Source organism: uncultured Draconibacterium sp., assembly GCF_913063105.1.
Classification (GTDB): domain Bacteria; phylum Bacteroidota; class Bacteroidia; order Bacteroidales; family Prolixibacteraceae; genus Draconibacterium.
Map to the genome: position 1 here is coordinate 83,418 of NZ_CAJXYQ010000015.1, position 22,231 is coordinate 105,648.

At 41.0% G+C, this 22,231-nt stretch carries 20 protein-coding genes; 10 read left to right on the forward strand and 10 right to left on the reverse strand.

The annotated features are described in order from the left end of the window. Positions 1–96: 96 nt before the first annotated feature. Positions 97–855: a DUF1080 domain-containing protein gene (locus QZ574_RS14345; RefSeq protein WP_297090703.1), complete on the forward strand. Its 759-nt coding sequence runs from the start codon at positions 97–99 to the stop codon at positions 853–855. A 65-nt stretch (positions 856–920) separates the two neighbouring features. Here QZ574_RS14345 and QZ574_RS14350 read toward each other — a convergent pair whose 3' ends face one another. From QZ574_RS14350 to QZ574_RS14370, 5 genes are all read right to left on the reverse strand, one after another. Next, complete coding sequence (locus tag QZ574_RS14350; RefSeq protein WP_297090705.1) at positions 921–1,325, reverse strand: YciI family protein; 405 nt, start codon at positions 1,323–1,325, stop codon at positions 921–923. 26 nt (positions 1,326–1,351) lie between these two features. Continuing rightward, positions 1,352–1,945: a peptide-methionine (S)-S-oxide reductase MsrA gene (gene msrA / locus QZ574_RS14355; protein ID WP_297090707.1), complete on the reverse strand. Its 594-nt coding sequence runs from the start codon at positions 1,943–1,945 to the stop codon at positions 1,352–1,354. After that, a complete protein-coding gene (locus QZ574_RS14360) occupies positions 1,942–2,238 on the reverse strand; it encodes a DUF6787 family protein (RefSeq protein ID WP_297090709.1) in 297 nt (98 codons plus the stop codon). Before QZ574_RS14360 ends, msrA begins: the two co-directional genes overlap by 4 nt. A gap of 52 nt (positions 2,239–2,290) precedes the next feature. Beyond that, on the reverse strand, positions 2,291–2,866 hold the full coding sequence (locus QZ574_RS14365) for a hypothetical protein (RefSeq protein ID WP_297090711.1): 576 nt from the start codon (positions 2,864–2,866) through the stop codon (positions 2,291–2,293). A 90-nt stretch (positions 2,867–2,956) separates the two neighbouring features. Then, positions 2,957–4,477, reverse strand: a complete 1,521-nt coding sequence (locus QZ574_RS14370) for a serine hydrolase (RefSeq protein ID WP_297090712.1) — start codon at positions 4,475–4,477, stop codon at positions 2,957–2,959. A 211-nt stretch (positions 4,478–4,688) separates the two neighbouring features. Between QZ574_RS14370 and QZ574_RS14375 the strand changes: the two genes are divergently transcribed. After that, positions 4,689–7,238, forward strand: a complete 2,550-nt coding sequence (locus tag QZ574_RS14375) for a TonB-dependent receptor (RefSeq protein WP_297090713.1) — start codon at positions 4,689–4,691, stop codon at positions 7,236–7,238. Positions 7,239–7,253: 15 nt separating this feature from the next. Here the strand turns inward: QZ574_RS14375 and QZ574_RS14380 are convergent, their stop codons facing one another. The 4 genes from QZ574_RS14380 to QZ574_RS14395 all read right to left on the reverse strand — a co-directional run bounded on the left by QZ574_RS14380 (position 7,254) and on the right by QZ574_RS14395 (position 11,770). Beyond that, positions 7,254–8,522, reverse strand: a complete 1,269-nt coding sequence (locus QZ574_RS14380; RefSeq protein WP_297090715.1) for a metallophosphoesterase — start codon at positions 8,520–8,522, stop codon at positions 7,254–7,256. Positions 8,523–8,657: 135 nt separating this feature from the next. Beyond that, the gene (gene rluF, locus QZ574_RS14385) at positions 8,658–9,419 is read right to left on the reverse strand and encodes a 23S rRNA pseudouridine(2604) synthase RluF (protein WP_297090717.1); all 762 of its coding nucleotides are present in this window, start codon (positions 9,417–9,419) and stop codon (positions 8,658–8,660) included. Positions 9,420–9,655: 236 nt separating this feature from the next. After that, the gene (locus tag QZ574_RS14390) at positions 9,656–10,957 is read right to left on the reverse strand and encodes an aminotransferase class I/II-fold pyridoxal phosphate-dependent enzyme (protein WP_297090719.1); all 1,302 of its coding nucleotides are present in this window, start codon (positions 10,955–10,957) and stop codon (positions 9,656–9,658) included. 351 nt (positions 10,958–11,308) lie between these two features. Further along, positions 11,309–11,770 carry a GAF domain-containing protein gene (locus QZ574_RS14395; protein WP_297090721.1) on the reverse strand — a complete coding sequence of 154 codons (462 nt, stop codon included), beginning with the start codon at positions 11,768–11,770 and terminating at the stop codon, positions 11,309–11,311. Positions 11,771–11,860: 90 nt separating this feature from the next. On the opposite strand from QZ574_RS14395, the gene QZ574_RS14400 reads away from it, so the two are divergent. The 4 genes from QZ574_RS14400 to hutH all read left to right on the forward strand — a co-directional run bounded on the left by QZ574_RS14400 (position 11,861) and on the right by hutH (position 15,864). Further along, entirely contained in the window at positions 11,861–12,217 is a 357-nt protein-coding gene (locus QZ574_RS14400) for a DUF4870 domain-containing protein (protein WP_297090723.1), read from the forward strand. 1 nt (position 12,218) lies between these two features. After that, positions 12,219–12,695, forward strand: coding sequence for a WbuC family cupin fold metalloprotein (locus QZ574_RS14405; RefSeq protein WP_297090725.1), 477 nt, complete (start codon positions 12,219–12,221; stop codon positions 12,693–12,695). A gap of 79 nt (positions 12,696–12,774) precedes the next feature. After that, positions 12,775–14,136 carry a histidine--tRNA ligase gene (hisS, locus tag QZ574_RS14410; RefSeq protein WP_297090727.1) on the forward strand — a complete coding sequence of 454 codons (1,362 nt, stop codon included), beginning with the start codon at positions 12,775–12,777 and terminating at the stop codon, positions 14,134–14,136. A gap of 225 nt (positions 14,137–14,361) precedes the next feature. Next, positions 14,362–15,864 (forward strand): histidine ammonia-lyase, encoded by a 1,503-nt coding sequence (gene hutH, locus QZ574_RS14415; RefSeq protein ID WP_297090729.1) that lies wholly within the window; start codon positions 14,362–14,364, stop codon positions 15,862–15,864. A gap of 76 nt (positions 15,865–15,940) precedes the next feature. Here the strand turns inward: hutH and QZ574_RS14420 are convergent, their stop codons facing one another. After that, entirely contained in the window at positions 15,941–16,435 is a 495-nt protein-coding gene (locus QZ574_RS14420; RefSeq protein WP_297090731.1) for a thioredoxin domain-containing protein, read from the reverse strand. Positions 16,436–16,623: 188 nt separating this feature from the next. On the opposite strand from QZ574_RS14420, the gene QZ574_RS14425 reads away from it, so the two are divergent. From QZ574_RS14425 to malQ, 4 genes are all read left to right on the forward strand, one after another. Further along, positions 16,624–17,322, forward strand: a complete 699-nt coding sequence (locus QZ574_RS14425; protein ID WP_297090733.1) for a NigD-like protein — start codon at positions 16,624–16,626, stop codon at positions 17,320–17,322. A gap of 124 nt (positions 17,323–17,446) precedes the next feature. Next, positions 17,447–19,531, forward strand: coding sequence for a S9 family peptidase (locus tag QZ574_RS14430; protein WP_297090735.1), 2,085 nt, complete (start codon positions 17,447–17,449; stop codon positions 19,529–19,531). Between the two features lie 116 nt (positions 19,532–19,647). Beyond that, the gene (locus QZ574_RS14435) at positions 19,648–20,748 is read left to right on the forward strand and encodes a Gfo/Idh/MocA family oxidoreductase (RefSeq protein WP_297090737.1); all 1,101 of its coding nucleotides are present in this window, start codon (positions 19,648–19,650) and stop codon (positions 20,746–20,748) included. Next, a complete protein-coding gene (gene malQ, locus QZ574_RS14440; protein ID WP_297090739.1) occupies positions 20,738–22,216 on the forward strand; it encodes a 4-alpha-glucanotransferase in 1,479 nt (492 codons plus the stop codon). Before QZ574_RS14435 ends, malQ begins: the two co-directional genes overlap by 11 nt. Positions 22,217–22,231 lie beyond the last annotated feature (15 nt).

Below are 22,231 nucleotides of genomic sequence, written 5' to 3' on the forward strand. Positions count from 1 at the left end.
AAATCCAACCTTCAATCGAAAGGAAATTTTTAACAATTAAGAATATGCCCCTCGTTTTTAGCGAGGGGCAATTTAAAATACCTAAATCAACAAAAAATGAAGATTAAAATTTTAACGCTTGCATTAATTTTTTCTGCAGGATTTGCGATGGCTCAGGAAGAGGATGAGTCGATGGAAATGAAACCACAGATGACTGAAATCTGGGATCCGGAGGTGCGGATAATTACTCCTGGCGAAAGCCCTATGGACGCACCGTCGGATGCGATTGTATTATTTGACGGAGAAGATATTAACCGCGAGTGGACCAACAAAGATGGCGGTGCAGTAGAGTGGGTGGTCGCCGATGGATGTGTAACGGTTAAAAAAGGCACCGGTATTATTAAAACAAAACGCGTTTTCGACGATTTTCAGCTGCATATCGAGTGGCGTACGCCGGCAGAAGTGGTTGGCAAAAGCCAGGGCCGTGGTAATAGTGGTGTATTTTTACAAGGCCGCTACGAAGTGCAGGTGCTTGATAATTTTGAAAACCGCACCTACCGTAACGGACAGGCCGGTAGTTTGTACAAACAGCATGCGCCCCTGGTAAATGCTTGTAAAGCACCGGGAGAGTGGCAGGTGTACGATATAATTTATACGGCTCCACGTTTTAACGACGATGGTACCTTTTTTACCCCGCCTACCGTAACCGTTTTGCATAATGGCATTTTGGTACAGAACAATTCGAAGTTGCGAGGCCCTACGGAGTATATTGGCATTCCGGAGTATAGTGTTAAAAAACACGGTGCTGATGTTATTCAGTTGCAAGATCACGGAAATCCGGTGAGTTACCGTAATATTTGGATACGCGAATTATAAAAAATGAAAAAGAGCAGGAACCTTAAATTTCCTGCTCTTTTTTGTATTATTTTTCTTTAAAGTCTCTATTTAATAACCGTCCCCTTTGCTCCCCACCAATAAAAAGCTTCCATGCTTAAGCGCCCGGCTTTTACAGCCGGATCGGCACCCTCAAGTTGTAACGCTTCTTCAACTGTTGCTACGTCAAAAATTAACAGCCCACGGTGGTCGCCACCTTCTTCAAAGGGGCCGGCTACTATTAATTTACCTTCTTCCGATAGCTTGTTTAAATGTGCCAGGTGCTGTTCCTGTATTTTGGCCGCCTGAATGGAATCCTGGCTGCGGGTTTCGCCTTTGTTCAGCAACATAAAAACATAGCGCTTCATGGTGTAGGTCGTATCCCCTTCGGTATACGAAAATTCACGCTGATTCTGCGCCGAGGCAGAAATGGCAAAAGCAAACAGAACTAGTGTAAAAATAATGGCTTTCATGCAAGTAATTTTATAATGGATTTTGCTTATTTTTTTAGTTGATCTTTAAATATTTTTTTAAACTTTTCAAGCTTTGGAGCCACCACAAACTGGCAGTATCCTTGTGTTTTGTTGCGTGCAAAATAGTTAATATGGTAATCTTCGGCAATATAAAACTTATCAAATTCGGTAACTTCGGTAACAATTGGTTTGCTGTAAACCTCCTCTTTTTCAAAAAGGTTGATAACGCGTTCAGCCACCTCTTTTTGGTCCTTGCTGTGATAGAAGATAACAGAGCGGTATTGTGTGCCAACATCGTTTCCTTGTCTGTTCAGGGTAGTTGGGTCGTGTGTCATAAAAAACACTTCCAGTATGTCTGAAAAGCTTATAATATCGGCATCAAAAGTAATCTGTACTACTTCTGCATGACCCGTTGTGCCTTCGCAAACTTCTTTGTATTTAGGGTTTTTTACATGGCCTCCGCTGTAGCCTGGTTTTACGTCTGTAACGCCTTTTAATTCCAGGTAAATGGCTTCGGTGCACCAAAAACACCCACCGCCCAGTGTAGCTTTTTGTATATTCTTGCTCATCAGTAAATTGGGTATTATTAATATGGAAATAATTACAAGTATTGTTTTCATTTCTTTTTCGGAATAAAGCGTGAAAAAACTTTCTTTTCAAAATTCCATGCAAATTTAAACTGGCCAAAAATAAAGGCAACAATCAAAAATAAAATCTGGTACACGGGAAAAATTACAATAATGTATAAAGGTATTTTAAGCCATAGGCTGGCAAAATCGGAAAAGCCAATTAACTCGAAAATAACACGCTTAACGTAAAGAGTTGAGGTTCCGGTTACTGCAAATACAATCAGTATTACCAGTACCTGAAAGTTGTTGTTGATATTCCACCTCTGTTTTAGTCGCTCAATCATTACTCTTTTTGTTTGTAATAACAAAAGAGCTTGAGGTATGTTTTGTTAAACTTTAAATTATGTGGGTTTGAAAAATGATGTATCCGTATACAGCGAATCGCAGCAAACGAAAAAGGGCGTATTTCAGATAACGTTTTGAGGGGTAACCGGCAGAGCCAACCAAAAGACTTACGGCAGCCCACGGTACAGGGGTAAGGGCGGCAACAATAATTAAAAACAATCCATATTTTTTGAGTAAGGGCCACTGCTCTTTTAATAGCGTGTTTCTGAATCGTTTAAAACCATCACGATGATAAAAGATACGACCAATTAAGAATGTGGCATAACCCATTAGGTAAGAAACCACAGCAAAAAAAGCCAGGTTCATAAAATAATGCGCCAGCGTATCTTTGTTTATGGCCCAAATCATAAAGAGCTCAGGCGGAATGATGCCAAAGAAAAATTCGGAGAAACAATATACCAGGTAAACCAGCACAGGTTTTGCGTAAACTTTCTCCATCCACTCGTCGGGAGCGTGAGAAATTACCAGTTCTTTAAAAAGGAAGTAGGCTCCGAGGATAATAATCAGCCATAAAAAACCTTTAAAACCGTTTCGAAGAAGAAATTGCATGCGTGGACTGAGCCTCATAGTTGATTTTAGATTTAAAACGGTGAAGTTACAATAATTTCTAAGTGAATTAAGGTGGTGTTGAAAGTTTGTTCCCCAATACGTTTTACTTTAATTCACGCGTATTGGTTTTAATTCATCAAAAAATATATCATTGTTGGGTACGTCAAAGTCGAGTCCTGATATTTCTAAATTGTTGGTGGTATTGAATTTTACCGTACCAAAGCTAAACCAGGCATGGGTGTAATCCCAATTTATTTTCCAAACATCGTAGTGCCAGTGTTCCAGCGTGGCGGCAAGTTCTGGTGCATGTTCAAAATAAATTCTGAGTGTATTGTTTTCCAGTTTTACCTCAATTTTGCCGTAAATAGCAGAATTGTATATACCTGCGTATTTCTCGATGGGAAGTGATGGAGCGGTGTTCGGTACCCTTTTTTCTTCGCGCGATGAAATCCGGGTGTCCTGCTCCATTTGCTTTTTACTTTGCTCGAGTATTTCTGCCGACCAATCTTTTTCTTCTTCTCCAAGAAATGCATTCAGTGCATAATAAGTTACCGCTGCTGTTGGGGCATTCATGCCATTGGTAAGAACTACTACGCCCAGTTTCTCATCGGGTATCATGTTTACGCTCGAAATCATTCCATCGTATCCGCCACCGTGACTTACACGCAGTCGGCCGTAATAATCAGCCAGTCCCCAGCCCAGTCCATAACCACGGAAGTGAGCGTTAAAATCATTTGTTTTTGTTCGGTCTACGGTGTAGCTGTTGTGCATTTTCCACATCATGTTTCGCGAATCAGTCGTAAGCAGGGTGTCGTTGCCAATTATTCCGTGATTCATGTTGAAAATCATCCACCTGCCCATGTCGTTAACCGACGATATTAAACCGCCCAATGCTGCTACTTCTTCCCAATCTACATACGAAATAGGGTGGTTTTCGTTGTTTTCAAATGCATGAGGCGTTGCAAAGTTTCCTTGTGGCTCTAATTGTTGCAGCGAATAAATGGTGCGCTTCATTTCCAGGGGCGTTAGAATACGCTCCTGCACGTTAACTCCCCATGTTTTTCCGGTAACCTTTGCTATAACTTCGCCAGCAGTAATATACATCAGGTTTGAATAGCCAAATCCATCGCGAAACTCAAATGCCGGTTCCAAATGTTTTATTCTTTTTATAATCTCTTCCGAAGTTAAATCCGATTTATACCACATGATATCGCCACTAAAAGTTCCGAGCCCCACCCGGTGACAGAGCAAATCTTTAATAGTGGTTTGGCTACTTACAAACGGATCGTATAATTCAAAGTAAGGCAGGTGTTTTTGCACCGGATCGTTCCATTCTAATTTGCCCTCTTCAACCAGCTGTGCAATTATAAAAGCTGTAAAAGCTTTGGTATTCGAGGCAATGGCATAAAGGGTATTGCCATCGGGGCGGCCGGTTTTTCCAACTTCCATTACACCATATCCTTTATTAAAAACAATTTGGCCATCTTTTACAATCCCTACACTCATACCCGGAATTCCCCAGTCTTTTGTCGTTTTTTCAAAATAGTTATCCAGTTTATCAAGGTCAACTTCTTGTGCAAAAAGTTGCGTGCATGCCAATGTTAGTAAAGCCGATATAAACCACTTCATAATAATAATTTTAAGACGAGTAAAAGTAGATTATTTTTTCGATTAATATAATTTACGACGCTTGTTGCAAACCATGGTTCTTAATTCAAAAAAGATTCGAAACATTACCTTAACGTAGCAACTAAATTGAATGTTCAGAAATTGAAATTGAGCTTGAACATTTATTTTTGCGCGCTGTTTTTCAATGTTTATAACTTAAATCAATCAGAAGATGACCAATTTTCTTAAAATACTTTTAACCGCAGTTTTTATAGTATTTTTAAGCGGTGTATTTGCCCAAACAGGAAGCATTTCAGGTGTTGTTAAAGATTACGATTCGGGCGACAGGGTTCCTTTTGCTTCTGTTACAGTAGTTTCTGAAAACTCTGGCGAGACCATTGGCGGAGCTGTTTCGAACGATAAAGGACGTTTTAAGATTGATGATCTTAAAAATGGTAATTATAAAGTGGTGGTGTCGTTTATTGGCTACCAAACCGATACCATAAATGCGGTTTTGGTTGAAGCGAACAAACTACATGCTCATTTGGGTGAGATTGCCATTTCTGCAGCATCAATCGAACTCGAGGGGGTTGAAGTTCGGGGAAATGCCAAGGCTACCTCGCGAAAAATAGATAGACAAACCTACCGGGCCGGCGACTTTGAAACTGCCAGTGGGGGGACTGCTGTTGATGTGCTGAATAAACTACCATCGGTATCGGTTGATCCGGATGGGACGGTTTCTTTGCGCGGAACAAGTGATTTTATGGTTTATTTGAATGGAAAACCAACACAGATGGAGGCTTCGGTTTTGTTAAACCAAATTGCGGCAAGCAATATCGAAAATATTGATGTAATTACAGTGCCAACTGCACGTTACGATGCCCAAGGTAAAGGTGGAATTGTAAATATTGAGACGAAAAAAAGTGGTGCCGACGGCTTCTCTATTTCGTCTAATGGCTTGCTTGGAGGCTCGCCCTGGGGAAATAAAACAGATAAATATAGTGGCTACAAAATGAAAGACGACCGCTATGGTGCCGGACTAAATATGGTCTATCGGAAAGACGACTTTGCTTTATTTGGCGGGGTAAATTACAACTATAAAAATGTGAACGGACTGCGCGTTGGCGATGCGCGACTGTTACAAAGCAATGGATCGTATTATCACATGGTGGCTGATGGCGAACGCCCGGAATGGTATGAAAACTATTCGGCTAATTGGGGTATCGATTATAAGCTTTCAGCAAATAGTACGGTTTCAGCCTCGTATTATTACGGAAATCGCACAGAAGGGCGTTCGGCTTTTTATGTGTACAACAATTTTTATGGCGATGTGGAAAAAAATCCGATTCAGGGAATTGATGCTGAAAACCATTGGATTTACAATCCGAATACCGACGACCGTTTTGGGAAATTCCATACGGCAAACATCGACCTCATTCAAAAGTTCGACAATAAATCGCAGGTGAAACTGTCGTTGTTGTACGAACACTCGAATTTAAGCCGCCACCTGGATAACCTGGATTACGATTTTGATAAACCCAACGATGAGCCAGGCCAGTTGCTAAAACATTATCAGCAAACTGATGCCACTCCGCTGGATGGTTTTCGTACTTCGATTGAGTGGGAGAAAGAACTGGAAAATGAGGGAAAACTAGGCATTGGTTTTCAGCCGCAGTTTGTGAAACAGGAGGGTGGATACAATTACGATACCTTAAATGTAAACACCGGAGCCTGGGGTACCAACAATAAATTTAATAATGATGTGGAATTATCGCGGGCTATTTATGCCGGCTACATTGATTATTCAGGAACTTTCGGAAAATTAAACCTGGTTGCCGGTTTACGTCTGGAATATACCGATCAGTTACTGGAGATTGGTAACCCGGATTATGTAGATATTTTTGAACGTCCACAGCAGACCGAATACAAAGTTCAGCAGCTCGATTGGTTTCCAACATTACACACGCAATACGGTTTTAATGAAAGGCATGTACTCACCTTTGCTGCGAGTAGAAGGATTAACCGTCCGCCAACAAAAAATATGGCGCCTTTTCTGTACCGCCGTCATTACGAGGTCTACCTGGTTGGCGATCCGGAACTGGAACCCGAATACCTGACTAATTTTGAGCTTTCGCTGGATAAAAAAGTGGGCGAACAAAGTTTTACCCTAACCGGTTTTTACCGTGGAACCGATAATGCAATTTTCCGTGTGAACACCGTTTACGAAGAAGAAAACGTACTGATACGCAGTTATACCAACTCGGGCAATGTGCAGTCATTGGGTGCTGAGCTAAACGCCAACCTGAGTGCTGGGCAATTTGCCAAATTTTTTATTGGTGGCTCTTTGTATAATTTTAATGCACAGGGCGAGGTGTTTGGTTACAAAGAAGATAATTCGAGCACCAACTGGAGCATAAAGGGAAATATGAATTTATTTTTTACGAAGGAGATAAAATTTACGCTTGATTTTGATGCCCGCTCGTCGACGGTTACAACACAAGGCGAGAATTACAACTTTTGGATGAGCAATACTGCTTTGAATTACACCCCGGAGAAGCTAGCCGGATGGGATTTCTCGGTAAAAGTTCTGGATATTTTTGGATCCAATCAAACCGGGTTAAATACGCGTGCCTACAATGCTCAGCAACAACAAATATTTTACCAGGAAGTAGAGTACGACCGCTATGGCCCCATTGTGGAGCTGGGGGTGACATACTCGCTCAACCTAAACGGCAAGTCGAAGAAAAATGCGGGTAGTATTTTTGGTAAAGGGCAGTTTTAAACCATTTTCAGATATTTATACCAACTCAACTACGGTTATCTCGGGAGGCATACCAATTCTCCCGGGAAACCCAATGTAACCAAAACCACGGTTTACATAAAGGTATTGATCTTTTTCGCGGTATAATCCACCCCAGCGGGGGTATTTGTATTGCACGGGGCTCCATTTAATTCCGGCACGTTCAATGCCAAACTGCATGCCATGTGTGTGTCCGGCAAAGGTGAGATCAATATCGGTTGATTTTATCACCTCTTCGTCCCAGTGCGAAGGATCGTGGCTCATCAGAATTTTTACGGGCTGGCCAATTGCTTTTTCTGCCGCTTTTTGTAAATCGCCATGCTGAGGGAAGGGAGGTTTACCCCAATTTTCCACACCAATCAATGCAATTTCTTCATCGTTAATGCTAATGGTTTCGGTTTCGTTAAGCAGTAAGCGAAATCCAATTTTTTTGTGAAACTGTTTTATTGCAGCCAGGTTCTTTTCTTTGGCAGCAGGTGATTCCCATTCCGAGTAATCGCCATAGTCGTGATTACCCAAAACGGAATATTTGCCAATGGTGGCTTTCAGTTTATAAAGTACCGGTGCCCAGCCTTCGGTTTCTTCAGCAAAATTATTTACAAGATCGCCGGTAAATAACAGAATGTCGGGTTTTTGTTCGTTAATCAGCTCAACGGCTTTTGCCACCTGGTCGTATTTTTTGTTGAAACTACCCAAATGGATGTCTGATAACTGTACAATTTTTAATCCTCTGAATGGTTTTGGCAAGTTCTCAAAATACAAACTTTCGCGCATTACGCGGTAGTTAAATTTCCCTTTTGTAACTCCGTAAAGGATTGACGCAAATGGGATAGCTGCCAAAACCAGTCCCATTTGATATAAAAATTCTGCTCGCTCCATTTTCCTCCCCGAATTATTTGGTGTAAAACTTCTTTTCCTTTTTCCCTTTATCCTGTTAATAACAGTTTGAAACAGCAACTGAATATCTTTTAGTAGTACAAAAACAATGAATACAAACTTTGGAATATAAAACAAGGCAAAACTAACCACCAGATAGCCGGCGTAAATATAGGCATCGGCCTGTTTTACATGTTCTATCCCAAACATAAACAGGCAAAAGCCTGCAAAAATTGCAACTGAAATTCCCCAGAAAAGTAGGCTGAGCACTCGTTTTAAAATCCGTAATCTGAGCTTGGCGAGCAAAGGCTTTATGCCACGAAAGGTGTATATATCTACCAGTAGCATAAATAATAACATCGGAATTAATAACATCGCACTTGCTCTCATAAAACTGCCTCTTTGTTTTAAGTGGTTGCAAATAAACGCTTTTATTCCTTAATTGTTTTTGAATCAGAATTCAAATAATCACAAAAAAACTTAAATGAATGCTCGAATCAGCAGTTGATTCGGTATAATTCTGACTTAATCCTCAGACGCTTCTTTTGTTTTAATAGAATGAGCCACCAGGCGGTTAATTTCTTGTAACTCTTTTGGAGAAAAGTGGCGGTATTGGCCTGGTTTTAATTTACCAAGGCTGATATTCATTATACGCATGCGCTTCAATCGCGTAACTTCGTAGCCCAGGTGTTTACACATTCGCCGTATTTGCCGGTTCAGCCCCTGTGTAAGTATTATGCGGAAGGTAAAATCGTTGATTCGTTCGACCCTGCATTTTTTTGTTACCGTGTCGAGAATGGGAACGCCGTTGCTCATTTGCCGGATAAAAGCTTGTGTTATTTTTCGGTTGACGCTAACGATGTATTCTTTTTCGTGATTATTGCCGGCGCGCAGTATTTTGTTTACAATATCGCCATCGTTGGTCATAAAAATAAGGCCTTCGCTTGGTTTGTCCAGGCGCCCAATTGGAAATATCCGTTCAGGAAAATTAATGTAATCAATAATGTTGTCTTTTTTGCTGGTGTCAGTTGTGCAGGTTATTCCCACGGGTTTATGGAAAGCGAGATAAATGTTGGGTACCTCTTTACTTATCATTTCTCCGTTTACTTCAATTTTATCGTCGGGGGTAACTTTTACTCCCAAACCTGCTACGGCTCCATTCACCCTCACTTGTCCGGCTTCAATAAAACGGTCGGCCTCGCGCCGCGAGCAAAAGCCGGTTTCTGAAATTGCTTTATTTAATCGTTTGCTTTCCACTGGTGGCAAAGGTAGAAAATCTACAACCACCAGTTGTAATTTTTTCTGTCATAAAAAAGATAATGAAACAAGCATGGTATAAGGAATACAAAAGGACATGAATAAATTAATCATCCGAGTTTAACGGGTATCGAGCAGTAAATATTAAATTGCTATCATATGTGTTTGAAATACAAAGTGTTAATTTAGTTATATTAAAACATAAAACAGCTTCTATTTGCCTGCAGCATAAGCACGCAATTGTAGCATTAAATGTGGCAGCCTGTTTATAATTCATCCAACCAGTCTTCCAGTTTTTTTATGGCGTAAACCATTTTGCTGCAATATTTTTTCAGAAATGCTTCTGTTAAAGGAGTGTCTTTGTATTCTGTCATGGCTGTTTTCAGAACACTTTCACCATCAAAATCAACATAGGCAATTCGAGCGGTCAGCTCTTCGGGTTGACGCCCAAAGTCCATGCCCGGAAGAAAAGCCACGCCCGTTTCGCGAAGAATGGCCTCGCACAATTCAAACGAAGTTAGAATACCCCGTGCAGCAAGCCGCTCACGGTAGAGATTAAAATTCGGGAACAAGTAGAATCCACCTTTCGGCGTGGGTACTGTAATGTATTTTGCACGTAGCCGGTTGGCAAAATAGCTGCCAAGTGTTTTTAAAATACGGCGCGAATGTAGCAGGTATTCATCAATCTCAGGATGATCTTCAAAAGCCGTTATGGCTGCGTATTGAATTGGCGCACTTGTTGATGTAAATGTTTCGCTGGCAACAGTAGCCATGGCGTTTTGCAGCCATTTTAAGTTCGATGGGAAAGTAAAGGTGCCAAGTCGCCAGCCACCGGCTCCTGCCCATTTGCTTAAACCACTGCTTACAATGGTGCCTTCAGGGTAATATCTTGCTATCGATACATGCTCTCCGTTGTGGTCGAGTAAACTGTAAATTTCATCCGAAATCAATATAATATTATATTTCCTGGCTACTTCGGCCAGTTTTTTCAACCAATTTTCAGAGTAGGTTGCCCCTGTTGGATTCGATGGATAATTTAAAATAACCACGCGCGGTCGGTCGGGGTCGGTGCGGCAAATCAGGTCCAGCTTTTCCGGACTCAATTTCCATTCGCTTTCTTCTGATGTGGGAACCCATGTAACATGGCGACCCGCAATACGTGCCTGTGGAGAGTAAGAAACCCAGCTTGGTGTGGGAATAATAAGTTCTCCGTAATAAACCAACTGCAAGATAAAAATAAGTTCTTTCGACCCTGGGCCAATCATAATATCATCAGCCGAGCCCTCCAAGCCCTGGTGTCGGTAATTAAATTCAGCTATTGCTTCGCGCAAGGGAATTAGGCCTTTAACCGGCAAATAATCTTTCTGATGGGCGTTTTTTCGCAAAGCTTCCTGTACAATTTCCGGTACCGGGAAAGGTGATTGGCCAAGTCCCAATTTGTATACCGTTTCTCCTTTTTTAATGAGTTCGTTGCTTCGTTCGTTAATAAGTAAGGTTGCCGACTGGTTTAACCCTCTAACATTTAAGTTGAGGTTTACAAAATGATTGCTTTTTAGTCCTTTTTCCATCTTACTGCTATTTTAATTGATTAAATAATTCAATATGGTATCAAAAATAGCAATTGGATTTCAAAAAGACAATATTCGTGTGGTTTTGTGGAAATGTGATCTACTATTTTAACATTCTGTTGATATTTGGTAATTTTAAATAACGATGGACAGGAAGCCTACTGATTCTGGAAAAACTATGGCCTTATACAAGACGTATTTTAGCCTGCCATTTGCATTTTTTATGGATAACGGTAATGTTGGCGACCAACAATACATTTAAACAACCCAAAAAACGAAAGTTTGTATGTCGTTAAACACTGTTTGGAATCTATTTAATTGATGGTTCTGTTAGGTAAAAGTTCGAGCAACTTAGCTGTGAATCAGTTCTAAAATCTTTTCCAGCCAAAGCGCATCAACTTTAGTAAATGCAGCTTTTTCAGAGCTGTCAACATCCAGTACTCCAATTATTTTTCCATTGGTATTTTTTAAAGGAACTACAATCTCCGAGTTTGATCTGGAATCGCAGGCAATATGTCCGGGAAAAGCATGAACATCTTCAACAATAACTGTTTCTTGCTGGTTAAAAGCAGCCCAGCATACGCCTTTATTTTTCTCCAAAACCTGGCAGGCTACCGGTCCCTGGTACGAGTTTACTGTCATTTTACCATCTTCAAGTAAGTAATAACCTGTCCAGAAAAAATATTCCATTTTATGATGTAAAACCGCAATAATGGTAGCCATCCGGGCCTGTGTGTTGTTGCTTTTTAAAACCAGTTCGCTTAATTGTTTGTAAATCCTGCCGTATCTGCCATCTTTCTTTTTGTCTTCCATCTGTTGTTCTTTCTGTTATAATAAAAAGCTTTTTTCTTTTTAGCACGAATAAACAAAAAATCATTAGTTTAGTTGAACAAAACTTGAAAAATGTACCGTATTATCGACGATCCGAACGAGCGACAATGGGGAATGCTGGTGCACATTGCTGCGCTGGCAACGTTTATTCTTCCTATTGCTGGAAATATAATAGGCCCGCTTATTGTTTATCTGATGAAAAAGGATGAGTATGATTTTGTAAATGAACAAGGAAAGGAAGTATTAAATTTTCAGATTACGTGGTCCATTATTTTTTTCATATCTGTAATTTTAATTTTTGTGGGAATTGGCGTTTTAATGCTTATTGGTTTTGGAATAGCCTGGTTGGTTTTGGTAATTGTTGGCGCTGTTTCGGCCAGTAACGGTACAGCTTATTATTATCCGTTTACCATTCGTTTTTTGCAATAAAATGATAAAAAAAATTAACAAAGCAATACTGGAACAAATAAGCAAAGAAGCAGGGGAATCAGGCAGGCTCAGAAAAAATTACAATTATCATCCTGATTTTAACGATCCCATTAACCGGATGTTAAATGCTGTAGAGCCAGGCTCGTATGTGCAGCCTCATAAACACGAGAACCCTGATAAACGCGAGGTGTTTCTTTTGTTAGAAGGAAAGTTGCTGGTTGTTTTTTTTACTAACGAGGGAGTTATTAGCGACCATCTTATTCTGGATAAAAAGCAACATTTTGGTGTTGAAATTCCCCCGGCCACATGGCACACTATTATTTCGCTTGAAAGCGGTACAGTGGTATACGAAATAAAAGATGGGCCGTATTTACCCGCCGACGATAAAAATTTTGCAGCCTGGGCACCCAAGGAAGGCGAAACCGGCTGTACTGTTTATATAGCCGGAATTTTAGATCAACTTAATATTCAGCTTTAATTCTTAATCATTCGGCAGGCTGTATTCCTGATAGTTTGTTAGAAATGTTTACTTTTGCAGCCTTATAAAATTTTTCAGAATGGCACAAAAACCGTCAATACCAAAAGGTACACGCGATTTCTCACCGGTAGAAATGGTGAAAAGAAATTATATTTTCGATACCATTAAAGAAGTTTTTCGCTTGTATGGATTTCAGCCTATTGAAACTCCGGCAATGGAAAACCTCTCAACTTTAATGGGAAAGTACGGCGAAGAAGGAGATAAATTGTTATTTAAAATCCTGAATTCGGGTGACTTTATTTCAAAAGTGCCGCAGGAAATGCTCGACGATAAAAACTCAAATAAACTTACCACAAAGCTCTCGGAAAAAGGATTGCGCTACGACCTTACCGTGCCATTCGCCCGTTACGTTGTACAATATCGAAACGATTTGGCATTTCCGTTTAAACGCTACCAGATTCAACCGGTTTGGCGTGCCGATCGTCCGCAAAAAGGACGTTATCGCGAATTTTATCAGTGCGACGTGGATGTTATAGGTAGCAACAGCCTGCTTAACGAAGTAGAATTAGTGCAGATTATTGATGATGTTTTTAACCGATTGGGTATAAACACCACCGTAAAAATTAACAATCGAAAGATTTTAGCCGGGATTGCCGAAGCTATTGGCGAGGCAGAACGAATGGTGGATATTACTGTGGCTATTGACAAACTGGATAAAATTGGTTTGGAGAAAGTAAATGCTGAAATGATTGAAAAAGGCATTTCACAGGAAGCAGTTGAAAAACTTCAACCCATTTTATTACTTGAAGGAACAACTCCGGAAAAACTGGCTCAAATTGAAACGGTTATTGGCCAAACAGAAATTGGAGCAAAGGGAATTGCCGAGATGAGAACCATGTTTAATTATTTGGAAAACATCGATTTAAATACCACGGTTGAACTCGACCTCACGCTGGCAAGAGGACTTAACTACTACACCGGAGCTATTTTCGAGGTAAAATCAAACGATGTTAAAATTGGCAGCATTTGCGGTGGCGGACGCTACGATGATTTGACCGGTATTTTTGGTATGCCCGATGTTTCGGGAGTTGGTGTTTCGTTTGGTGCGGAGCGTATTTACGATGTTTTGGTGCAACTTAATGCTTTTCCTGAAGAATCGCTTGAGACAACAAAGGTGTTATTTGTAAATTTTGGCGAAAAAGAGGAAGCCTATTGTTTGCCTGTTTTAAACCTGTTGCGAAAAAGTGGTGTAAATGCCGAAATATTTCCCGAAAGTGCGAAAATGAAAAAGCAAATGACCTACGCCAACCGTAAAGCTATTCCGTTTGTAATTTTGGCAGGCGATAACGAAATTGAGGCCAACAAGTTTACGCTCAAAAATATGGAAACTGGCGAGCAGCAATTGCTGGACCCTAAAGAACTGATAAATATCCTGAAATAGCTGATTGAATTATCCGATATTGCTCCAAAATGTTGGAAGCAATGATTGTAACAGTTTCAAAACGTACTGTAAAAATACTGGGAGGCGATGTGCGTTTCCCCTGAAAAATATTATCCCCTTTTTAAGATTAGCGATTAAGTATTACGAAAATTCATTGTGATTTTGCGCTTGCTTTTCTTCCGCATTTTTTCAATTCTTCAGTTTAGTAATTTTACAGTTTAAATCATGGCAAATCGTATTTTTGAGATTACACCCAAAAATCTCACTTTTGAAATTATTCAGGATATTCTCGAAAACAAAGTAAAACTCAAACTATCCGAGATTTCAATTCAGCTTATTCATAAAAGTAAAAGGTATCTTGATAATAAACTTGAGCGGGCAGAAAAGCCGCTTTATGGTATTAATACCGGTTTTGGAGCTTTGTGCGACATTGAAATATCGAAAGATGAGTTAAGTAAACTACAGGAAAACCTTGTTGTTTCGCATGCCTGCAACCTGGGAAACGAAATACCTGGCGATGTAGTTAAGCTGATGCTTTTGTTAAAAGCGCATGCCCTTGCGAAAGGAAATTCGGCGGTGCAATTAATAACGGTACAGCGCATTTTAGACTTGTTTAACCACAACGTTTTACCGGTAGTTTGCGAACAAGGGTCGCTTGGTGCCAGTGGCGATCTGGCACCTTTGGCTAAGTTGTTTCTACCATTACTCGGCCTTGGGGAAGTAAATTTTGAAGGAAAAAAACAGGCGGCAGGACCGGTATTAAAGCAGTTGGGGTGGGAGCCCATAAAGCTTGAAGCAAAAGAAGGACTGGCCTTGCTTAACGGCACCCAGTTTATGAGTGCGCATGCTGTTTATACCTTGTTAAAAACCTTCCGGATTATCGACCAGGGAGATATTATTGCAGCACTGTCGCTTGATGCTTTTGATGGTTTGTTGGAACCGTTTTCAGAAAACATACAACGAATTCGACCACACAAAGGCCAGGCTGAAACAGCCAAAAATTTTAGAAATGTACTTGCCGGAAGCGAGATGCAGGCCAAACCCAAAGAACATATTCAGGATCCATACTCGTTTAGGTGTATTCCGCAGGTACACGGTGCCGTAAAAGATGCGGTACATTATGTGGCCGGAGTGGTACAGACTGAAATTAATTCGGTAACCGATAATCCAACGGTTTTTCCGGATGAGGATTTGATTATTTCCGGGGGGAATTTCCATGGAGAACCCCTGGCCTTGTCGCTTGATTTTCTGGCAATGGCAATTAGCGAGCTGGGAAGTATTTCCGAGCGTAGGACCTATCGCCTGATTGCGGGAGAAAGAGGTTTGCCAGAGTTTCTGGTTGCCAACCCGGGTTTAAATTCGGGCTTTATGATTCCACAATACGCCGCTGCTTCAATTGTAAGTCAGAATAAACAGCTTTGTACACCTTGTGTTGTCGACTCTATACCATCGTCAAACGAACAGGAAGACCACGTTAGCATGGGCGGTAATGCTGCAACAAAAGCCTTAAAAGTAATTCTGAATACCGAGAAAATACTGGCTGTTGAGTTATACAATGCAGCCCAGGCTATGGATTTTCGCCGCCCCATGAAATCATCACCATTTATCGAAAATTTTGTAAAAGAGTACCGCCGAAAGGTACGTTTTGTGGAAGAGGATTTGGTAATGTACGAAGGGATAAATAAAACTATTGCGTTTTTAAACAGCACCAAAATCAATCGTTTATAAGCATAAAAAAACAGGATGCAGAAATCATCTGACAGCCTGTTTATTACCCCTCACTCACCCTTTTGGTACTATTCTGTTATTGTTTTAACAGAATCGTATTAATATTTTCGGTAAACATCTTTTTTGTGTCTTCTTTAGTGCGTGCAATGCCCGATGTCATGGTAGGTTTTCCTTCCATTGGGATGTACAAAAAGGCAGGGATGCCTTTAACTCCAAATACCGCAGCCAGCTCACGCTCAACTTGCGTGTCAATTTTATATACATGAACCTTGCCCTCAAAGTCGTTGGCTACTTCTTCCAAAATTGGTGCAGCTGTTCTGCATGGCCCGCACCAGTCGGCATAAAAGTCAATTAAGGCAGGTTTGTCACCTTTATATTTCCATTCTTTTGGCGAATTCTCGTAATCCCATATTTTTTCAAGAAACATGGCTTTGGTTAGCATTGTTGTGGCCTTATCGGCTGATGCTACCGAAGGATTGTTTGAATTTGAATTTTCGGTTTTGGCGTCACACGAGGTGTAGCCCAATACCAAAATAAATGCAAGCATTAAAGTTGTAATCTTTGTTTTCATTGTATTTGTGCTTTTATTGTTATCAACGGTAGAAAATCAAAATTTGTTCAAATATATAAATATTTAAATATGTGTATGCAATAATTGTTCCAAAAGTTATCTCAATAAAACTACAATATTTTCTTTTCAACGCAACCTTTTTGCTTTTTCGTAAATCTAACAGCTGAGATTAAATAATTTAAACAGTGATGAAGAAGATAGCATTAGGAATTTTAATTGGATTAACGGTTTTTATTACCGGATGTTTAGATGATGACGGATATTCGCTCAACGATGTTTGGATTGGTTTTGGGATATACAAAGGAGATGGCGAAAGTTCTGGAACTTTAGTGATGGACAGTGACGATGTATTGGTTCCGTTGGCTGCAACAAACCCACGGTGGTTTGAAGATTTTTCGGATGGGGATCGTGTTCTGGTAAATTATACCATTTTAGACGAAGACCAAACAAGCAGCTCTACACCCCGCTACTACGTAAAAGTTAACAATATTAACGATGTGTTGATGAAAGGAGTGCTGGACATAACTGAAGAAATTGAGGATAGTATTGGCAACGACCCAATTATTGTTGAAAAAGCCTGGATAAAAGACAGTTTGTTGAGTTTTCGGTTAAAGTATTGGGGGTACAACGAAATTCATTTTCTGAACCTGATAAAACAACCGGGCGAAATTACTGCCAACGACCAACCTATTCAGTTGGAGTTGCGGCACAATGCAAACAACGATCAGGAATCGATACCTTACACCGCTTATGTATCGTTTAGTTTGAACAGTTTGCGTATAGCCGGACTCGACTCGGTACAGTTTGAGGTTACAGCAAGCGATTACGATGGTGAGACCTATTTCGACAGTGGAGTGTTTGATTATAGCAATTTGGAATTACCATAGTCATAAAAGTTAAACAGTGTAAAATTAAAGGTGTCTGCATGGACACCTTTTTTTGTGCAAAAATCATTGCCAGAAGCATTCAAAAGTTTTTATTTTGACTTTTAAATCTTTCAAAGATAAAATCATGAAGAACATTGCACTTTTATTATTTGCTGCCTTTTTGGTAGTTAGTTGTACCCAAAAAGAAGCGGGTCAGGCTTCAAAAAACTATGTGCCGGAAACGCCCCGGTTAAGCTCCGATGTGATGACACCTGAGGTGCTTTGGTCCTTTGGTCGTTTGGGGGGCGCCCAGGTTTCGCCTGATGGCACAACTGTTTTGTATACGGTTACTTATTACAACATTGAAGAGAATAAATCGTACCGCGATGTTTATTCCATTCCGGTTAGTGGCGGCAAAGCAGTAAATATTACCAACACAGCTGCCAACGAGTACAATGTTTTGTGGCGGCCCGATGGCCAAAAAATTGGTTATTTGTCGGCTGCTTCGGGTAGTGTGCAGCTATGGGAAATGAATCCTGATGGAAGTTCGCAAAAGCAGGTTTCCGACATTGACGGAGGAATATTCGGATTTCAATATGCTCCCGATCAGTCGAAAATATATTACCTAAAAGCGGTTAAGCTTGATGATGACATTCATGATCTTTTTCCGGATTTACCCAAGGCAAATGCCCGATTGGAAAACGATATTATGTACCGGCATTGGGATACCTGGCACGATTATACCTACAACCATATTTTTATTGCCGATTATGAAAACGGTAAAGTGGGCCAAGGAACTGATATTATGGCCGGAGAACGCTTCGATTCGCCGATGAAACCCTTTGGCGGTAACGAACAGATTGTTTGGAGCCCCGATTCGAAAACGCTTGCCTATGTGTGTAAAAAGAAAGTGGGACTGGAATATTCGCTGTCAACCAATTCTGATATTTATTTGTATGATACAGCGAATGGTCAAACCAGCAATTTTACTGAAGGAATGATGGGCTACGATCAGAATCCGGTTTTTTCGCCCGATGGCAAATACCTTGCCTGGGAAAGTATGGAGCGCGATGGCTACGAGTCGGATAAAAACCGATTGTTTGTAGCCAGCCTTGCCAATGGTGAGAAAAAAGATTATACTCTGAATTTTGATCAGAATGCCCATGGACTAAACTGGAGTACCGACGGAAAGTCGATTTATTTTATCAGCGATATTCATGCAACCGACGAGATTTATCATCTGGATTTGGCAGATGGTAATTTTACCCGAATAACTGATGGCGTTCATAATTACCAAAGTGTTGTGCCTGTTGGAAATCAGTTGCTGGCGCAAAAAGTTTCCATGTCGCACCCGGCTGAGCTTTATTTGGTCGACCCGAATACCGGAACGGATAAAGCGCTAACAGCAGTAAACAAGGGGATTCTTGATCAGTTAACAATGGGTAAAGTTGAAAAGCGCTGGATAACTACAAGCGATGACAAACAAATGGCTGTTTGGGTTATTTACCCACCACATTTTGACCCGAACAAAAAATACCCGGCTTTACTTTATAATCAGGGTGGACCACAGGGGACAGTAAGTCAGTTCTGGTCGTACCGCTGGAATTTTCAAATGATGGCGGCCAACAATTATATCGTTGTTGCTCCTAACCGAAGAGGTTTACCGGGTTTCGGACAGGAATGGAACGAACAAATATCGAAAGATTACGGTGGTCAAAATATTAAAGACCTGCTTACTGCTATTGATGAAGTGGCTAAAGAACCATACGTTGACGAAACAAAACTTGGTGCTGTTGGGGCCAGCTATGGCGGCTTTTCGGTAATGTACCTGGCCGGAAATCACGATAAGCGGTTTGGTGCATTTATTGCTCACGATGGTATTTTTAACTTCGAACACATGTATACCTCTACCGAAGAAATGTGGTTTGTGAATTTCGATTATGGCGGCGCTTATTGGGATAAAGAAAATGCTGCTGCCCAACGATCGTATACTTTCTCTCCACACAAATACATTCAAAACTGGGACACCCCAATATTAATTGTGCAGGGAGAAAAAGATTACCGTGTACCTCCCGAGCAGGGAATGGCAGCATTTAATGCAGCTGTTTTGCGTGGGGTGCCGGCTCAAATGTTATATTTTCCGGAAGAAAACCATTGGGTGTTGCAACCGCAAAACGGAATTCTGTGGCAACGCGTATTTTTTAACTGGCTGGATAAATGGTTAAAATAGTTTGCATAAGTGGTTTTGGATGAGGAGAATGCTGTCGGGGATCTGTTTAAAGCTAACCGGCAGCATTCTTTTTTGGTTAATTCCCTTATTTTTGAATGAAATTAAACACAACATTCATGAGGAAAATACATGTTGGTTTTATTGGGGCAGGAGGAATTGCCCGTGCACATGTTTACGCCATTCAGGCTTTAAAATTTTACTATGGAAATGTTCCTGATATTATTTTAGAATCAGTGGCTTCTGCCCGACAGGAAAGCAGAGCAAAATTTGCCACCGAAATGGGATTTTTTGAAGCGCAGTCGGTTGAGGAATTCAGCAGGAATGAAAACATTGAGGCCGTTTTTATACTGGGGCCCAACAAGGTACATTTCGAGCATTTTAAACTGGCAATAAGAATGCCTCATGTAAAGTCAATTTACCTGGAAAAACCGGTGTGCGCTTCGCTTGCTGAAGAAGAGCAAATGAAATCGTTGCTCGAAAGTGTTGGCTCGGATGTAAAAATACAGGTAGGATTTCAGTATTTGCAAACTGCCTCGGTGCGCCAATGTTTGAAATTGTGGCAATCAGGTAAGCTGGGAAATCCCATTCATTTTGATTTAAAATATTACCATGGCGACTACCTGCAGGAAAGTTATCGGAAAAAGCGGGTTACCCGTTTAACTCCTGCCCCTGATGGGGGCGCAATGGCTGATCTTGGATCGCACGGAATTAGTCTGTTGATGGCTTTTATGGGCGATAAATTACAAATAACAAGCGCTTTACAGGGCGGAACATTTTCAGGTGTGCCGGCAGATTCTGATTTGTTTAGTTCGCTGGCGTTATTCGAGCCGGTAAGTGGGGCGGTTGGCAATATGTCGGCAAGTCGCATCAGTTCAGGCTCGGGCGACCTCGTTAGCCTGGAGATTTATGCCGAAAAAGGAGCTTTGCGCTATTCTTCGGAACATCCCGATTATTTTGAGTTTTACACCGAAGGATCAAACCAATGGGTGAAACAAATGATTGGGAGCAGGTACGAGCCGGTAAGCAGCTTTCCTTCGGGGCATGTGCCTCCGGGGTGGTTGCGATCGATGGTTCATGCACATTACCAGTTTTTTACCGGTGACGATAAGGAAGCCGCAATTGCTGATTTAAACCATGGGTTGGCAGTTCAGCGAATTGTAAGAGAAACGGCGGCGCATTTACAACAATTCAGAGAAAATTTTAAAAATGAACAATAGAAAAAGTGGAATTCTTCTTCACATTACCTCGTTACCGGGGGCCGAAGGAATTGGTACCCTTGGAAAAGAAGCCTATGCCTTTGTCGATTTTTTGGTAGAAACCGGGCAAAAACTATGGCAAATTCTGCCTCTTGGGCCGGTTGGCGCAGGTAATTCTCCCTATCAGTGTTTTTCAGCTTTTGGTGGAAATGCCTTGCTTATTGATAGTGAGTTGTTAATGCAGGAAGACTTGTTAACACCTGACGATTTTCAGGCAATGCCACGGTTTAGTGCGAAGAAAGTAGATTTTGACAAGGTTACGAATTGGAAAAAATCATTGCTGGAAAAGGCTTTTATTCGATTTCAGGAAAATCGTTTTAATGATTACAGCAATGAGTATTCCCACTTTTTGAATGAACATGGCTGGTGGTTAAATGATTATGCCTTGTTTATTTCAGCACGCAATTATTTTGGCGGATTGCATTGGAGCGAATGGGATAGGGGCATTAAATTCAGGGAGCAGGGTGCGCTGGATGCTCTTACGGCTAAATTGAAAAAACAGATTGATTATCAAAAATTTATTCAGTTTCTTTTTTTCAGGCAATGGCATGGGTTAAAACGCTATGCCAACGAAAATGGGGTGCAAATTGTTGGCGATGTTCCTTTGTATGTGTCGGGTGATAGTTCTGATGTTTGGACCAATACAGATATTTTTCTTTTGGATGAGGATTTAAATCCAACAGAAGTAGGAGGCGTACCACCCGATTACTTCTCTGAAACCGGCCAGCTATGGGGGAACCCGGTGTTCGACTGGCCCCGGCTAAAAGAGCGCCAATACGATTGGTGGATGGCCCGACTGCATTTTAATTTAAATATGTTTAACCTGGTGCGTATCGATCATTTTCGCGGTTTGGAGTCGTTTTGGTCGGTTCCGGCTGATGAGGAAACGGCTATTAACGGAAAATGGATTCCGGCGCATGGCTACGAAATGTTGAGTTTGATAAAAAGCCAGATTGGTATTTTGCCTTTTATTGCTGAAGATTTGGGAATAATTACCACTGAGGTAGACCACTTGCGCGAACGCTTTAATTTACCCGGAATGAAAGTGTTGCAATTTGCTTTTACCACTGATGCTACCAATAAGGACTTACCGCATAACTACGATAAAAACTTTGTGGTATACACCGGAACGCATGATAACAATACCACACTTGGCTGGTTAAATGCAGTTGCTGAAGAGGAAAAGGAAATGGTAAGCAAATATTTCTCAACTTATGACTCGATAAGAGAGCTGGTGGAAATGGCCATGTCTTCGGTTGCCGAAACCGCTATTTTACCTATGCAGGATGTGCTGGAGCTTGACGAGCGTTCGCGAATGAACACCCCGGGAACACCTACCGGGAACTGGGGATGGCGATTTCAGTGGAAACAATTGAAAACAAGGCAGAAAAACTTTTTGAGGGAAACCACGCTGAAGTATAACCGCTAGCAATGCAAAACAGAG

What these genes read in the sequence shown, in the direction of transcription:
- QZ574_RS14430 (WP_297090735.1), top strand. Translation starts at nt 17,447, where the DNA reads ATGAAGAACATTGCACTTTTATTATTTGCTGCCTTTTTGGTAGTTAGT.
- hutH (WP_297090729.1), top strand. Translation starts at nt 14,362, where the DNA reads ATGGCAAATCGTATTTTTGAGATTACACCCAAAAATCTCACTTTTGAA.
- QZ574_RS14360 (WP_297090709.1), bottom strand. Translation starts at nt 2,238, where the DNA reads ATGATTGAGCGACTAAAACAGAGGTGGAATATCAACAACAACTTTCAG.
- malQ (WP_297090739.1), top strand. Translation starts at nt 20,738, where the DNA reads ATGAACAATAGAAAAAGTGGAATTCTTCTTCACATTACCTCGTTACCG.
- msrA (WP_297090707.1), bottom strand. Translation starts at nt 1,945, where the DNA reads ATGAAAACAATACTTGTAATTATTTCCATATTAATAATACCCAATTTA.
- QZ574_RS14405 (WP_297090725.1), top strand. Translation starts at nt 12,219, where the DNA reads ATGATAAAAAAAATTAACAAAGCAATACTGGAACAAATAAGCAAAGAA.
- QZ574_RS14420 (WP_297090731.1), bottom strand. Translation starts at nt 16,435, where the DNA reads ATGAAAACAAAGATTACAACTTTAATGCTTGCATTTATTTTGGTATTG.
- QZ574_RS14390 (WP_297090719.1), bottom strand. Translation starts at nt 10,957, where the DNA reads ATGGAAAAAGGACTAAAAAGCAATCATTTTGTAAACCTCAACTTAAAT.
- QZ574_RS14395 (WP_297090721.1), bottom strand. Translation starts at nt 11,770, where the DNA reads ATGGAAGACAAAAAGAAAGATGGCAGATACGGCAGGATTTACAAACAA.
- QZ574_RS14375 (WP_297090713.1), top strand. Translation starts at nt 4,689, where the DNA reads ATGACCAATTTTCTTAAAATACTTTTAACCGCAGTTTTTATAGTATTT.
- QZ574_RS14345 (WP_297090703.1), top strand. Translation starts at nt 97, where the DNA reads ATGAAGATTAAAATTTTAACGCTTGCATTAATTTTTTCTGCAGGATTT.
- QZ574_RS14425 (WP_297090733.1), top strand. Translation starts at nt 16,624, where the DNA reads ATGAAGAAGATAGCATTAGGAATTTTAATTGGATTAACGGTTTTTATT.
- QZ574_RS14370 (WP_297090712.1), bottom strand. Translation starts at nt 4,477, where the DNA reads ATGAAGTGGTTTATATCGGCTTTACTAACATTGGCATGCACGCAACTT.
- QZ574_RS14350 (WP_297090705.1), bottom strand. Translation starts at nt 1,325, where the DNA reads ATGAAAGCCATTATTTTTACACTAGTTCTGTTTGCTTTTGCCATTTCT.
- QZ574_RS14365 (WP_297090711.1), bottom strand. Translation starts at nt 2,866, where the DNA reads ATGAGGCTCAGTCCACGCATGCAATTTCTTCTTCGAAACGGTTTTAAA.
- QZ574_RS14380 (WP_297090715.1), bottom strand. Translation starts at nt 8,522, where the DNA reads ATGAGAGCAAGTGCGATGTTATTAATTCCGATGTTATTATTTATGCTA.
- hisS (WP_297090727.1), top strand. Translation starts at nt 12,775, where the DNA reads ATGGCACAAAAACCGTCAATACCAAAAGGTACACGCGATTTCTCACCG.
- QZ574_RS14400 (WP_297090723.1), top strand. Translation starts at nt 11,861, where the DNA reads ATGTACCGTATTATCGACGATCCGAACGAGCGACAATGGGGAATGCTG.
- QZ574_RS14435 (WP_297090737.1), top strand. Translation starts at nt 19,648, where the DNA reads ATGAGGAAAATACATGTTGGTTTTATTGGGGCAGGAGGAATTGCCCGT.